This is a genomic window from Clostridium sp. ZBS2, from assembly GCF_023845855.1.
Classification (GTDB): Bacteria; Bacillota; Clostridia; order Clostridiales; family Clostridiaceae; genus Clostridium; species Clostridium aquiflavi.
In genome coordinates, this window is the sequence record NZ_JAMQIF010000030.1 from 1 (window position 1) to 15959 (window position 15959).

Sequence of the window (15959 nt, forward strand, 5' to 3'; positions counted from 1 at the left end):
ATAACAAAAAGGATGTTGAATATTTCAACATCCTTTTTGTTATTGTACATAAAATTATAAAATTAAAAAAACTCTCAATTCTTAATTATTTACTCTCAACTAAAAAGCGTGGTTTAGCAACTTTTGTTCTTATTTATGATTAAAATAATTAGTTTTTATAATTTTTTCACCTATCTCATATGCTTTTGAAACATGTTCTTCATCTGATGGTTTAACATTTCCTATAATATGATTTCCTTTTATAGTTATTGCATCTCTATTAGTATTAACTAAAATTCTGCCCATAGTAGAATCTCTATACAAATTATCATCAATACCTAATAAGTAACATATTGTTGGAAGTATGTCTATTTGTCCACCTGTCTTATTTATAATTTTATGTTGCATATCTTTAGAGTAGATTATTAATGGAATTTTATGATCAACTTCATCCCACCAATTGTTCTCATAGTCAATGTCTTGAATATCTTCATTATAATACTTATGAACACCTGTATGATCCCCATAAATAACCAATACAGTATCATTTAGTAGCCCCGACTCATTTAATTTATTATAAAACATTTCTAATTGATTATCTGTATATAATACGCTTTCGAAATATCCTCCTAAGTAACTATCATTAACTTCATCAGGTAAGTTCAATTGTCTATATTTTTCATTTAAATCAAAAGGTCCATGATTAGATAAAGTAGGAAGTTGAATAAAAAATGGTTGCTTTATATCTTTAAGTTTATTTGCAGTTTGACTTAAGAAGCTTCTATCTGATAATCCATATCCAACACTTTCTTCATAAACGTAATCATTAATAGTCCAAAGTTCATTAGCTCCAAAACTATTTTTATGTAATTCAGTCCAATTAAATTCATTTGGCAATTCAGCATGAGATGATATAGTAAAGTATCCATCTTTTTGTAGAATTCTTGGAAGCGAATTAGGATAAACATTTTCTCCATAATTTAAAGCAGTTATTTTATTTCCTAATGGATACATAGAGGTATTGATCATAAAATCACAATCTATACTATTTCCTGCATTATTTTGTTCATAGAAGTTATTAAAATATAAACCTTCACTAGCTAGTTTATTTAAAAATGGTGTTATTTCTTTGCCATTTGTTTTTTGATTTATAACAAAGTTTTCTAAAGATTCTATTTGAAGAAATATAACATTTTTTCCTTTAAGTAATCCTTTGTATTCATTGTCTTCAATGTTTTCTTTATTAAAGGTTAACCAATCTTCAATTGCCTTTTTATCTTCATTAGAAGGTTTATCGTTAAAATACTTATTAATTGATCTTGTACCTTCTACTATATGATATCCTAGAGGGCCAGGGGCTTTTACCTCCATTAAGGTTGTCCATTGATTAAAAATTATGCTATCACCAAATTCACCCAATTGAAGGGCATCAACACATATGCATGATCCTATAATCATAAATACTGAAATTATCATTGTAGCAAAAAACTTTTTAAAACTTCTTTTATTATTATTTTCAATATTACTTTTAATGATCCAAGTTAACAATAATATAACATCTACAATGAATATAAAATCAACAGGTCTTAAATTAATAAGTGAATGTTGTAAAGGGTTAAATGTATTTTCAAAGAAAATATTTTTTAATCCTAATAAATCTCTATTAGCTCTAAAGTAAGATAAATCTGCTATTAATAGTATGGTATATAGTGAGTTTAATATAATATAAAAGATAGTTTGTTTATTCTTTGAAAATAGATAACCAAATGAATAAAATAAAAGAATAAATGCAAGATAAATAATCGCAAATTTAAAACTTAAATTTTTCTTTAATATTCTATCAGCAGTATCTATATTAAGAATGGATATGAAAAGAATGGTTTTTACTAACATAGCAACAATAATAAAAAGCTTTAATATTGAAACTCTATCAGAAAACAATTTTCTGCAATTTAATTTTTTCATGAATAGTAAATCTCCTATGTAACATAATATTTTTAACTATATATTTAAGAGTTGATATATAAATAAATAAAACTGGACAGAGTAATTGAACGTAAGAACACTAAAATAAGTATAGTCCAATTACAATGCTATGTTACCTATCGCATATATTAATTAATATTTAAATAGAGAATTATAAATATATAGTTAAATTAAAGTAAGCTCAAATTATTATCTTTTCTTCGAAAATATATCAGTTATTTTTGAGAATGTATAAGAAACAGTTATTATCAATAAAAGATCAAAAATAAAATTAAATAAGAATAATTGTTTTGCAGTATCAGCTCTACCATTTCCTACAAAAGGCATAGGGAACTGAATAGCAGCTATAAACATAATAGTCCATATTAAAAATATCTTATTTTTTAGCTCTCCATTATTTTTATTTCTTAAATAAAGCCAGCTACTATATACAAAAATTATTAAAAATACTGAAATTATAAATAATAAATTCTTAGGTAAATAATTTTCTTTAAAATCTGACCAAGTAGTAAATCTATTAAAATCAATTGTTGGTTCAGAACTATATTCTATTGATGTTTTTCCTAATAAGGTGCTTGTATCAAAAGCTTTACTTGCAGTATATTGCATTCCTTCTATAAGTCTTAAAGGATGGGTTATATAGAATTTAGCTAATTTAGAGTTTCCTATTTTCCCATAAAATTCATTATTAGTTATTTCTGTTCTTGGAATGTATTTTACATATTCTTCATCACTTAAATAAGAATGTTTTCCAGCCTCTGAAGCCATGTCAGGATTAAGTCCTAAATCAATTAAATCTTGCTCTGGAGTTTTAGAACCATTAAGTACACCGTAAAATACAGAATTATATTGTGTGTCATTGCTTATATTTCCATTGAAGGCATTGAAAACAAGAGGATAAGACATAATTAAGCATAAGGAAATTATTATTGATACAAAGTTTTTCTTAGAAAGATATTGTTTATTGTCTAAAATTATTTTTAATAATAATATCATTAAAAATGGTACAGCAGTTACTACTTGCATTTTTGAACCTAAAAATAAAAATGTAGCTAGCAATATATATACTATTTTTGACATTATCTTATCATTATCTTTTTTTACATATTTATAGTTTATGTAATGTAAAAATGAAGCAATAAGTAATAATAATGTACATAACATCATAGGTTCACCATAGAAACTATTAAACCAAATTATATAATTCCCATCAAATAACATAAATAAACTTAAAACTCCTATAAAAGTTAGATTTAAGCTATTTTTTATATTTAAATATTTTAATATTATAAATATAGAAAGAATATAAATAATACTATAAGCTATTGCTAAATATTCAGTTTTAAAAATATTGCTACTAAATAGTTTGCAAAAGATACTTATAATTAAAATTAAAAATCCAATACTAGATCCAATAATGGACCCAATAATAGTTTTGAAAAAATTAGATATTTTATAATTACTCACTATATAATCATAAAATCTAACGAAATTAGGATTGTTTTTATCAGAATCAAGCAAAGATATTCCTGAAGCATTCATAACTCTATCAAAGTCACCTTGATCAGCTACACCTACATGAGGATATTTAAATAATATAAAGGCTATTAAGCTGATTGAAGCTATTACAAAAGTTAAAAAAAGCAATCTATTATAATTACTTTTTAATTTAAATTTACTCATCATTTACGAAATTTCCCCCGTATAGTTTATTTTTGAAATTCATAAGCTTTATTATAGCATTATCTAAGGATAAATTTAATACTTATAATATATAAAACTTTATGTATAGTATTTGAAATTTATAAATATATATTTAATAATTGATATATTTTAAGTATTAGTCAGAAAAAATAAAATATTATGAATGTTTCAAAAAATAAAAAAGGAGTTTTTAAATATATTATTGAATAATATATTTAAGATAATAAGTATTTAAAGGAAAGGCAGGTGAAAGCCAACTCCTAAGGAAACTTATAGGTTTGGCTATGAATTTATGAGAAGTTATAATATTAAAAACTTAAGAAATATAGGGTTAATGGGTCATAGCGGTACAGGAAAGACTTCTTTGGTTGAAGCTATTTTATACTATTCTAATATAATTGATAGATTAGGAAATATAGAAGATGGAACAACTACTTTAGATTATGATGAAGAAGAGAAAAAAAGAAAGCTTACAATTTCACTTTCTGTAGCACCAATTGAAGTTAATGATGTGAAAATAAATATTGTTGATACTCCTGGATATTACGATTTTGAAGGCGAATATATTGAAGGCATGAGAGCTGTAGATGTAGGAATGATAGTTGTTAGTGGAGTATCTGGAATAAAGGTAGGAACAGAAAAAGCTTGGAAATATTGTAATAAAATAAAATTGCCAAGAACATTTTTTATAAATAAATTAGATAGGGAAAATTCTAGCTTTGATAAGGTTTTGCAATCACTTAAAGATAAATTTGGTATGAGTGTAGTTCCAATTCAATATCCCATTGGTTCTGAGGGAGACTTTGAAGGGGTAGTTAACATTATTTCAAATGAAGCTAAGGTATATAATCTTAAAACTAAGAAAACTCAAATAATAGATATACCAGAAAACTTAAAAAATAAAATACAAGAATGTAAAGAGATGATTATGGAATCAGTAGCAGAAACTGATGAAGTTTTACTTGAAAAGTATTTTAGTGAAGGAACTTTAAGTGATGAAGATATATATAAAGGCCTTATTAATGGGTGTGCTACTGGTGAAATTGCACCAGTAATGTGTGGTAGTTCATTAAAAGTTATAGGTGTTGATACTTTACTTGATAATATAATTGATTGTTTCCCATCCCCAGAATATGCAATTCCACAAAAAGCTTTAAATATTGAAACTAATGAAGAGGAGTTTATAAGCCTTGACGAAAATAAACCTTTTTCAGCTTTGGTATTTAAAACAATTGCAGATCCATTCGTAGGAAAAATATCATTCTTTAGAGTTATGACAGGAACAGCAACAGAAGATAGTAATGTATTAAATGCTAATAAAAATAAATTAGAAAAGTTTTCTCATATGTATTTCATTAGAGGAAAAAATCAAATGCCAACTAAAAAAATTATAGCTGGAGATATAGGAGCTATATCTAAATTACAATATACAGATACAGGAGATACTTTATGTGATAGTAACTTTAAAATATTATATGATAAAATGAATTTTCCTGTTCCAGTTATTTCAATGTCTGTGATTCCTAAGACTAAAGGTGATGAAGAGAAGATATCTCAAGCTTTAACTAAATTAAAAGATGAGGACTTAGTTTTTGATATAACTAGGGATAATGAAAGTTCAGAAATAATCATATCAGGCCTTGGTGAAACACATATAGATATAATTGCAAGTAAGATTAAAAATAAATTTGGTGTAGATGTTATATTAAAAGCACCTAGAATTCCTTATAAAGAAACTATAAAATCGTCATCAGATGTAAGAGGAAAGCATAAAAAGCAATCAGGTGGACATGGACAATATGGTGATGTAGTAATAAAATTTGAACCTAGAAGTGATGGAGAGACAGATTTGGAATTTGTAGATAAAGTAGTTGGTGGAGCTGTACCGAGAAACTTTATACCTGCAGTAGAAAAAGGTTTAAGAGAATGTATTGAACATGGAGTTCTTGCAAAATGTCCAGTTATAGGGCTTAAAGCTACATTGCATGATGGATCATATCACCCTGTGGATTCATCAGAAATGGCATTTAAAGTAGCTGCATCGGTAGCTTATAAAAAGGGTTTAGAAGAAGCTAAACCAATACTATTAGAGCCTATAATGAAACTACAAGTAACTGTTCCAGATGAATATACAGGTGATGTTATGGGTGATATTAACAAAAAGAGGGGGAGGATTATTGGAATGGAACCAAAAGATTCAGCTCAAGAAATAACAGCTGAAATTCCTCTTTCTGAGATAAGCAGATATGTAACTGAATTAAGATCTATTACACATGGTAGTGGAAGCTTTAAAAAGGAGTTCTTAAGATATGAAGAGGTTCCAGAAATGGAAGCAAATAAAATAATAGAGAATTTAAACTCTGAAGAAAAGTAAAAGTATAAATTGAAAGCATAATTAAAAGAGATATAAGCACCAGGAAATAATGGTATTTATATCTCTTTTTACATATTAATAATTAGAATAATATTAATTAATTAAAGGAATAATAAGTTATATAAATAACTAAATTAAAAAATAAATGTGAGGTAAGTAATTGATGTCAACATATAGTATGGATATTACAGGAATCCTTGGATTAAGTGAATATAGCAATATTTTTGATTATTTCAGTATTGTAGATCATGGTGATGATTTTATAATAAGAATAAATGAAGAGAATAAGGAAAATATAAAATTTATTAATTCTATGCTTGAAGATAATAAATTTACTATTAGTGATGCGGGTTTTAACTCATATGGTTGTTACTCTATAAGTGCATATAAAAGAAAATAAAATATTGATTTTAAATTTACATTCCTTTACACTAAATATTATAGTATAATGTAAATATATTAGAACCGTTACCGGTGAGAAAAATTAACAATTAGTATTCAGTATGGAGGATAAATTTATGCAAAAATTTGTAGTAGGGGTTGACTTAGGAGGAACTAAAATAAGTACAGCTTTATCAAATTTAAATGGTGAAGTTATTAGCCAAACAACAGTTCCGACTAATGCACACGAGGGAGAAATTCCTGTATTAAATAGAATAATAGACTCGGTAGATAAGGTAATAAAAGATGGTGGAGTTACATATAAAGATGTAAAGGCAATAGGTATAGGCTCTCCAGGACCACTTGATGCAGAAAAGGGAGTAATAATATATACACCTAATCTTCCATTTAAAAACTTTAATTTAGTAGATCCACTAAGTAAAAAGTTTGAAGTACCTGTTTTCTTAGATAACGATGCAAACGTTGCTACTATTGGTGAATTTATGTTTGGAGCAGGAAGAGGTGCTAAAAACGTATTATTCTTTACAGTAAGCACAGGCGTAGGCGGTGGAGCTATATTAGATGGAAAAATATATAGAGGTCATACATCAAACGCATTAGAAATAGGTCATATGACTGTAGCTCCTGATGGTCCAAGATGTAATTGTGGAAATATTGGTTGTGTAGAAGCAACTTCATCAGGAACAGCTATAGGAAAAAGAGGTAAAGAAGCTATAGGAAGTAAAGTTGAAACATCATTAAGAAAATATGATGAGATAACTTCATATGAAGTATTTGTAGAAGCAGCTGCTGGAGATCCAGTATGTAAAGATATAATAGATAATGCATTAAATTATTTAGGAATAGCTGTTGCAAATGCGGTATCAATTTTTGATCCAGAAGTAATAATAATTGGTGGAGGCGTTTCAAAAGCTGGAAATATTGTATTTGATACAGTAAGAAAAGTTGTAGATAAGAGATGTTTTAAATCAATGGCTGAATCAGTTAAGATTGTACCAGCAGGACTTGGAACAGATGCAGGTGTTGTAGGAGCAGTAGCTTTAGCATTACTTGAAACTGCAGAAAATTAATTTAAATAAGATTTTTATAAGACCACTTAACAGTGATGTATATTGCAGTTAAGTGGTTTTTATTTATGTAATAGGCTATGTTTTAGCAGAGTGTTGATATATGCCACTTTACCTATTGCATATATCAACACACATTTAAAACAGAGACATGTAATAATATAGAGATTTCCACTTTAAACCACACTTGTTCATTGTTAAGTATCAATTGTTAATTAAAGTGCAGTTCAATCACTTTGTACTAGGTGGAATATAAGTTGTAAGTATTGTAAAATAAGACTATATGAAATACAGTGTGGAGAGTGATTAAGTATGACAACATTATTTTTAACTAGACATGGTGAAACAGAATGGAATATAGAAGGAAGACTTCAAGGAAGTAAGGATTCACCTTTAACAGAAAGAGGATTGAATCAAGCTAAGAGCTTAAGAGATAGATTAAAAAATGAAAAAATAGACATTATATATGCAAGTCCTATAAAAAGAGCTTTGGATACAGCAAAAATTATATCAGAACCTAATAACATTCCAATAGTAACTTGTGATGAGCTAAAAGAAATTGGGTTTGGAGAATATGAAGGAAAATATATAAAAGATTTACCTAAAATGGGAGAAAGCAATTTTTTAGAAGAAATGTTTTCTGGAAATCATGAAGTAAAAGGAACTGATGGTGAAACTCTTTTAGATGTAAAGAATAGAACATTTAAGAAGTTAGAATCAATTTTAGAAAAAGAAAATGACAAAAATATTTTAATAGTAACTCATGGAATGGCTTTAAAAGTTATAATGAGTTACTTTACGGAATTTGAAGGTGAACTTAAGGGTGTATACGGACAAGCTTCATTGACCAAAATAGTAAGAGATAAAGATGAGTTTAACATTCTATCAAAGAATGATAGAAGTCATACAGAAAATCTTTAAATTTTTAATAAAAGGGGCATAAAATGAAAGTTGAAATAATATCAATAGGAACGGAAATATTATTAGGTGATATTCTAAATACTAATTCACAATATTTATCTAAGGAATTAGCTTTATTAGGTCTTGATGTATACAATCAGCAAGTTGTTGGAGATAATGAAGAAAGAATTTTAGAAGCATTTGAATTAGCTTTTAGTAGAAGTGATTTGGTTATAACAACAGGTGGACTTGGACCTACAGATGATGATATGACTAAAGAAGTTGCATCAAAATATTTTGATAAAGAATTAGTAGAACATAAAAAATCAAAAGAAAAGATAGAAGAATACTTTAAATCAATGGGTAAGAATATGCCTAAAAATAATTTAAAGCAAGCATTATATCCTAAGGAATCAATTGTGGTTGAAAATAATAACGGAACAGCACCAGGTATTATTATAGAAGAAAAAGATAAAATAATGATTATTATTCCTGGACCTCCAAATGAGATGAAACCTATGTTTGAGGAAAGCATAAAACCATATCTAAATAATAAAACTAATACAACTTTAGTTTCTAAAGTAATAAAAATTATAGGTGTTGGAGAAAGTTCAGTTGCAGAAAAAATAAAGGATATAATAGATAATCAAACTAATCCAACAGTTGCACCTTATGCAAAGGATGGAGAAGTAGAATTAAGAATAACTGCAAAATCATATGAAGAGAGTGTAGGATTAAAATTAATAGAACCTATATTAAATGATATAAGAGAAAGATTAAATGATAATATATATTCAATTAATAATGAAACAATAGAAGAAGCTTTAGGAAAGATGTTAATAAATAAAGGATTAACTTTAGCTAGTGCAGAATCATGTACAGGTGGATTAATAGCAAGTAAATTAGTATCTTATCCAGGAATATCAGAAGTCTTTATGGAAGGTGCAGTAACATATTCTAATGAAGCTAAGATAAGAAGACTAAATGTGAAGAAAGAAACATTAGATAAATATGGTGCAGTAAGTGAACAAGTAGCAATTGAGATGGCAGAAGGCATATCTAAGACTTCTAAAACAGATATTGGAATAGCTACGACTGGAATTGCTGGTCCTGGTGGAGGAACTGCTGAGAAGCCTGTAGGATTAGTATATATAGGTATTTGTATAAATGGAAAGGCATATGCTAAAAGATATGTATTTAAGGGAAATAGAGCAAAAGTAAGAAACTCAGCGACTATAGCTGCATTAGATATGATTAGGAGAGAAGTAGAAAAGACATTTTAAAATAATGTTAATATTTAATTAAAACATTTATGATAAAAAATATTCCTATTGCTATCTATAATAGCAATAGGAATAAAATTTGGTATATAAATAAAATGGGGGGAGAGGCGATTAAATATTGAAGTTAGTTACTTCATTATAAATTCTTTCCCAAGAGGCAACTATTTATACACTAAAATATAAATCTAATTAATAATTTGTAGTAAAGGTGTAAATATGAAAAAAACATTTAGAGCTAATTTATATTTTTTAATAATACTATTAGGAGAAATAATAGGAACTAATTTTTTAGGAATTTTTTATTTAATGATGGGTTTAACAGATATAAGAGTGCAATTATTTTTAAATCATATGATTTTATTTATAATACCTGCAATAATATATGTAATAATAGTTAAGCCTAATATAAAACAAACTTTTAAGTTTAATAAATTATATTTAAAAGATTTTTTCTTAATAATTGTTTTATCATTTGTAAGTCAACCGTTAGTTACTTTGTTTTCACTTATAATGTCATTCTTTTTTGAAAATGATATAGGAAACTTTGTATCCCAAATATCATCTACACCATTTTTAATAATGTTACTTTTAATGGCTGTTATGCCTGCTATAACAGAAGAAATAACGTTAAGAGGTATAGTTCAATCTGGATATGATGATAAAAGTGATTTAAAAACGTGCATAATAATTGGCTTATTATTTGGTATATTTCATTTAAATGGTCAACAATTTTTATATGCAGCTGTTTTAGGTGGAATTTTAGCTTATTTAGTTAGAGTGACTAATAGTATATTTGCTTCTATGACATTCCATTTTATGATTAATGGAACATCAGTAGTTATGCAAAAGTTATTAACATTTTTTCAAAATAAATTTGGAATTGAAGAAACGGCTCAGGATATTTCAATCAAAGCTTTATCATTAGCTGAAAAGATGAATTTATTAAAAGGCTATGTAATAATGGGGTTGGTTTCAACATTTTTAATTGTATTAATGCTTAAAAAACTTAAGAGAATAAATGATAAAAGAAAACAAAATTTAATTAATGAACAAATTCAATATAAAGAGGCTGAGATTATTGATTATCAGTACTTTAATAAAGGTATATCTTATAATAAAGAAGATAAAATAATGAATTGGCCATTAATAGTAACCATAATAATATATTTTATATATATGGGTATTGCCATTATGTTAAGTTGATTAAATAGTTAGATAGAAATTTAGTTGAAATTTTAAAGGTGAAAGTAATAAGTTAAGGAAAAAATTCGTATTAGAATTTTAAAAATAACTTTTAACTTTCACCTTTTTACTTTGTAATGTTAACTAAAATGTAGAACAGAATTTTTTAGCATTTGATGATATCTGTATATGATGATTTATCTAAGAAATTAGAAAATGAATCTTCTTTTACCCAACCTCTTGAATTTATATTTGTATCTATAGGAAGAGATACATAATACCATACAATTTTATCGGATAAAGCTTTATCTAGTATATAAACTTCCATAGATATATCAATTTTTTGCAATACTGGCGCTAATTCATTTGGAGACAGATATACAATAGAATCTTTAGTTAATAAACCAGTATGTTCTGTTAAATCAAGAAACATAATTAATGGATTGTTTTTTAAAGAATTTAGTTGATTATACTCTGCTTTTAATTTATAAAACTGCTCTTGACTAGCGATTAATTGTTTTTTTACCGATGATATTTTGTTTTCATAATTATATATTAAGAATAATAAAGAGCCCGACACAACAATAATAAATAATAAGAATAATAAAATTTTCATATTAAATCTCCTATAACAACTATCACTTAAATTATATTTATTTACTATAGAAAAAATTCCAAAATTAATTTTAATTAAAAGGTATAAATATGAATTGAATATTTAAAATTTCAATAATAATTATTAATTAATAATATTTACTATTGAAATTTTGTGTAGTATGTATTAAAATTAACTCACAGGAAATTATTCTTGTAATACAAAAGATTATTGTTAAGGGGAATAGAAAAATGGATATGAATGAAGTAATATGTGGATGTGTTGGAGTTACAGCACAAGATATAAAAGATGCTATGAACAATGGAGCTACTAATTTAGAAGAAGTACAAGAAGCTACTAACGCAGGTACATGCTGCGGCGGCTGTATTGAGAAAATAGAAGGAATAATAATTGCGAAATAGTTCTATTTTAGTAAAGTGTTGATATATGCATAAACAAGTAGACTGAATGATGAAATTTTACTTATTGCATATTTCAAGATTTATAAAATTAGAGTTAAAAAATATAGGGTATGTTTTCACTTTAGAAAACATATCCTATATTTTTTATAGATTATTAACTGCTTAAATTGAAAATTTTTCAAGCATAATCATTAATAATTAAGTTGAATCATAATATGTTGAAGTAATAATTTTATGGAGAATTAGTTGCTCTTAATCTAAGGAGTATACTATAATTAAAGAATTGAAGAAAATCAAAGGATGTGGGGAAATGTATAATTTAGATGATTGCATTGGTTTCATAACTAATAAAGGGGCTAAAATACTTTCAGATGAATTTAACAGAAGGCTTCAGGAACATGATATGACTAGAGTTCAATGGATAGCATTATATTATATAGGTAAGACTAATGGTATTTTTCAGAAGGAGCTTTCTGATAACATGAGTGTTAAAGAATCTTCTATGGTAAGACTTATAGATCGTATGGAAAAAGATGATTTAGTTGAAAGAAGAAAAGAAATTAAAGATAGAAGAGTAACTAGAATATTTTTATCTGATAAGGGAAAAAAGTTAAGAGAAGAACTTATTCCATTGGGAGAAGAATTTCAGAGGGATGCAGTTAATGGTATATCAGAAGATGAACTAAATATTTTTAAAAATGTTTTAGAAAAAATGATAAATAATGTATGTAAATGTTGACAATACCACTTTGATGTGGTATTTTTTATACAAAGATACTTGCTATGCTAAGTATTGCTATGTAAAGTAATTTAGAGAATAGAATTATATGGAGGTTTTTATTATGAAAAAAGATGTTAGAGGAATGTTAAATGATTTTATGAATGGGTTAAATACGCTAGGAGAAACTAATGGTGCTAATGTTGAAGCATTTATGAATCTTCTTGGTACAAACTATGGAGATGGAGCTATTAGTAATAAGACAAAAGAATTAATTAGTGTTGGTATAGCTACATATAACAGATGCGAATATTGTATAGTATTCCATGCTTTTAAAGCTTTAGAAGCAGGAGCTACTAGAGAAGAAATAATGGAAGCAGCAATGGTTTCAGTTGCATTTGGTGGAGGCCCAACAATGGCTTATTCAGTAACATTATTAAAAGATTCAATTGATGAATTTGAAAAAGATTTTAAATAAGTAGTAATTGTATATAAATAAAAATATATGGGTTGTTCATAACATCTAATTGATTTTATGACAACCTTTTTACATAGAAGGAGAATTTAAGATGGATATAAGATTAGAAACATTATCTGGACATAATAAGTCTGCTAAAGTAGGAAAAATTAGTGTGACTGAAGGAGAGCAAGTAAAAAAAGGGCAGGTATTAATGCAATTAGAAACAAGCAAAGGAAATACACCTTTTAAAGCAAATTTTGATTTTAAAATAGATGAAATAAAAGTATCTGAAGGTAACGAAGTTGAGATTGGACAAATATTATTTCTAGCAACTGGAGAAAATATAAGTAGTAATAGTAATACTCCTAAGGTTGATTATTTTGGTTCTATGCTTAAGGGAAAAAAAGAAAATGTTACAGCTGATTTAACAATAATAGGGGGAGGTCCAGGAGGATATGTTGCAGCTATTTATGCAGCTAAAAAAGGATTAAATACTGTTATTATCGAGAAAGAAAATCTTGGTGGCACTTGTTTAAATGTAGGATGTATTCCAACAAAAGCATTTGTAAAATCATCTGAAGTATTTCATAATGCATTAAACAGTGAAGAGTTTGGATTTACTATTGATAATATACAAGTTGATATGAAAAAAGTAGTAAAAAGAAAAGATGATGTTAAAGGAAGACTTGTTAATGGAATAGAGTATCTTCTAGAAGCAAATGGCGTAAGAGTTATAAAAGGAGAAGCTTCATTTTTAGATAATAAAAATATTATTGTAAAAAAGGGTAAAGATGAGTATACAGTAGATTCTAAAGATATAATTATAGCAACTGGATCTAAAATTTCAAATATTAATATTAAAGGAATTAATATGCCATTTGTTTTAAATAGTACTACTGCATTAAGCAATGAAAAATTACCTGAGTCTATAACAATAATTGGTGGTGGAGTTATAGGTATGGAATTTGCATTCATTTACTCTAACTTTGGAGTAAAGGTAAATGTAGTTGAATATGCAGATAGATTATTGCTAATGATGGATAAAGATATTTCTGAAGAGATAAAAGGTATTGCAACTGATAAAGGAATTAATGTCTATACAAGCTCAAAAGTTACAGAGATTAAAAAATCTGAAGATGGCCATGCTATTGTATCTTTTGAAAAAGATGAAGAAGAAAAATTATTAGTATCAGAAAATGTACTTGTAGCAATAGGAAGAGAGCCTAATATTGATGGATTAAATGTTGAAAATATAAATCTTGAATTAAATGATAATAGAAGAGGAATTAAAGTTAATTCTAATTTAGAAACAAATGTTGAAGGTGTGTATGCTATAGGAGATGTTAATAATATAATGCAATTAGCTCATGTTGCTTCACATCAAGGAATGCTAGCTGTTGATAATATATTAGGTCAAAATAAAGAAATGAGCTATGATCATGTACCAAATGTAATTTTCACAGTGCCAGAAATAGCATCAGTTGGAATGAATGAAGATAAGTGTTTAAAAGAGGAACTAAATATTAAGATAAGTAAATTCCCTTATTCAGCTAATGGTAAGGCTTTAACTATGGGAGAAGAAAAAGGATTTATAAAAATAATTAAAGATATTAATAATAATAAAATAGTTGGAGCATCTATTATTGGAGCAGATGCATCTTCATTAATTAGCACATTAACTTTAATTATTAAGAATAATATTAGTGAAGAGAAAATTTGTGAAACTATATTTGCACATCCAACTACAGGTGAAGTAATACATGAAAGTGCCTTAGGACTATCTATAGGAGCTATACACAATCATGAATAAAGTTATCATTTCAAAAGAGGTAGATCCAGCTTATAACTTAGCTTTAGAAGAAGAACTACTTAGAAATTTGAAAGATAATGAAAATATATTATATCTTTGGCAAAATGATAGAACTGTAGTTATAGGGAGAAATCAAAACCCATATTCTGAATGTAATTTAGATTATATGAAAGAAAACAATATTACATTAGTTAGGAGAATATCTGGTGGAGGAACAGTTTTTCATGATCTTGGAAATCTTAATTTTACTTTTTTAACTAAAGAGGTAGATGTGAATTTAGAAAAGCAGCTTAAAGTAATAATCGATGGAATTAAAAGATTAGGATTGGTTGCAGAAGTATCAGGAAGAAATGATTTACTTATAGATAATAAGAAATTTTCTGGTCATGCATTTTATTCAGAAGATGGAAACTATTTTCATCATGGAACTATAATGATCGATATAAATTTAAATGAACTTTCTAAAGCATTAAATCCATCTAAATTAAAATTACAATCTAAGGGAATAAAGTCTGTTAGAAGTAGAGTTGTTAATCTTAAGGATTTAGATAAAAAAATTGATTCTAATATTGTTAAGGAAGCTTTAATTAATGGATTTCTAAATGTATATGGAGAATTTGCAAATATAAAAGAATATAGCAAAAAAGATTACATTCCAAGTCATTTTCAAAAATATAATGATAGAAAGTGGAATTTTGGAGAAAGTCCTAATTACAATATAACTTTAGAAAGAAAATTTTCAATTGGAAATGTTGAGATTAATTTAGATATTGTTAATGGGATTATAAAGGATTGTAAAATATTCACTGATTCACTTATGTTAGTAGATTTAAACAAAATTCAAGAATGCTTAAAAGGAATTGAGTTTAATGAAGAAGTAGTAATTAAAATAATTGAAGGATATATGTGAATAGGCAATTCATATATACAAACAATTAAAATTAATGAATTTAATTTTATTGTTTAGAATAAAGATAAATTTTAAATTATAGGCTCTGTTTTAGCAGAGTGTTGATATATGCATAAGCAAAGTGGACGGAATAATTGAACTTATGAACACTAAAATGAGTATAGTCC

The 15959-nt window shown here is 26.5% G+C and carries 14 protein-coding genes; 11 read left to right on the forward strand and 3 right to left on the reverse strand.

Going from position 1 to position 15959, the window contains the following annotated elements:
- Nucleotides 1–129 precede the first annotated feature (129 nt).
- Together NG918_RS15430 and NG918_RS15435 are read right to left on the reverse strand one after the other, a co-directional pair.
- Nucleotides 130–1944, reverse strand: a complete 1815-nt coding sequence (locus NG918_RS15430; protein ID WP_252226923.1) for an LTA synthase family protein — start codon at nt 1942–1944, stop codon at nt 130–132.
- Between the two features lie 210 nt (nt 1945–2154).
- The gene (locus NG918_RS15435; protein ID WP_252226925.1) at nt 2155–3651 is read right to left on the reverse strand and encodes a YfdI family membrane protein; all 1497 of its coding nucleotides are present in this window, start codon (nt 3649–3651) and stop codon (nt 2155–2157) included.
- A 310-nt stretch (nt 3652–3961) separates the two neighbouring features.
- On the opposite strand from NG918_RS15435, the gene fusA reads away from it, so the two are divergent.
- The 6 genes from fusA to NG918_RS15465 all read left to right on the forward strand — a co-directional run bounded on the left by fusA (nt 3962) and on the right by NG918_RS15465 (nt 10898).
- Complete coding sequence (gene fusA, locus NG918_RS15440; RefSeq protein ID WP_252226926.1) at nt 3962–6043, forward strand: elongation factor G; 2082 nt, start codon at nt 3962–3964, stop codon at nt 6041–6043.
- Between the two features lie 163 nt (nt 6044–6206).
- Nucleotides 6207–6443, forward strand: coding sequence for a hypothetical protein (locus NG918_RS15445; RefSeq protein WP_252216704.1), 237 nt, complete (start codon nt 6207–6209; stop codon nt 6441–6443).
- A 118-nt stretch (nt 6444–6561) separates the two neighbouring features.
- Nucleotides 6562–7515, forward strand: a complete 954-nt coding sequence (locus tag NG918_RS15450; RefSeq protein WP_252216701.1) for an ROK family protein — start codon at nt 6562–6564, stop codon at nt 7513–7515.
- A 309-nt stretch (nt 7516–7824) separates the two neighbouring features.
- Nucleotides 7825–8433, forward strand: a complete 609-nt coding sequence (locus NG918_RS15455) for a histidine phosphatase family protein (RefSeq protein ID WP_252216698.1) — start codon at nt 7825–7827, stop codon at nt 8431–8433.
- A 23-nt stretch (nt 8434–8456) separates the two neighbouring features.
- Nucleotides 8457–9695 carry a competence/damage-inducible protein A gene (locus tag NG918_RS15460; RefSeq protein WP_252216697.1) on the forward strand — a complete coding sequence of 413 codons (1239 nt, stop codon included), beginning with the start codon at nt 8457–8459 and terminating at the stop codon, nt 9693–9695.
- A gap of 216 nt (nt 9696–9911) precedes the next feature.
- Entirely contained in the window at nt 9912–10898 is a 987-nt protein-coding gene (locus NG918_RS15465; RefSeq protein ID WP_252216694.1) for a CPBP family intramembrane glutamic endopeptidase, read from the forward strand.
- 145 nt (nt 10899–11043) lie between these two features.
- Here NG918_RS15465 and NG918_RS15470 read toward each other — a convergent pair whose 3' ends face one another.
- Nucleotides 11044–11493, reverse strand: coding sequence for a hypothetical protein (locus tag NG918_RS15470; RefSeq protein WP_252216691.1), 450 nt, complete (start codon nt 11491–11493; stop codon nt 11044–11046).
- A 230-nt stretch (nt 11494–11723) separates the two neighbouring features.
- On the opposite strand from NG918_RS15470, the gene NG918_RS15475 reads away from it, so the two are divergent.
- The 5 genes from NG918_RS15475 (at nt 11724) to lplA (ending at nt 15792) form a co-directional block, all read left to right on the forward strand.
- Nucleotides 11724–11894, forward strand: coding sequence for a (2Fe-2S)-binding protein (locus tag NG918_RS15475; protein WP_252216689.1), 171 nt, complete (start codon nt 11724–11726; stop codon nt 11892–11894).
- Between the two features lie 310 nt (nt 11895–12204).
- Nucleotides 12205–12633: a MarR family winged helix-turn-helix transcriptional regulator gene (locus NG918_RS15480; RefSeq protein ID WP_252216686.1), complete on the forward strand. Its 429-nt coding sequence runs from the start codon at nt 12205–12207 to the stop codon at nt 12631–12633.
- 103 nt (nt 12634–12736) lie between these two features.
- Entirely contained in the window at nt 12737–13090 is a 354-nt protein-coding gene (locus tag NG918_RS15485; RefSeq protein ID WP_003373813.1) for a carboxymuconolactone decarboxylase family protein, read from the forward strand.
- Between the two features lie 91 nt (nt 13091–13181).
- Complete coding sequence (gene lpdA, locus NG918_RS15490) at nt 13182–14882, forward strand: dihydrolipoyl dehydrogenase (protein ID WP_252226931.1); 1701 nt, start codon at nt 13182–13184, stop codon at nt 14880–14882.
- Nucleotides 14875–15792 (forward strand): lipoate--protein ligase, encoded by a 918-nt coding sequence (lplA, locus tag NG918_RS15495; protein WP_252226933.1) that lies wholly within the window; start codon nt 14875–14877, stop codon nt 15790–15792. The genes lpdA and lplA overlap by 8 nt, the downstream gene beginning before the upstream one ends.
- Nucleotides 15793–15959: the final 167 nt, after the last annotated feature.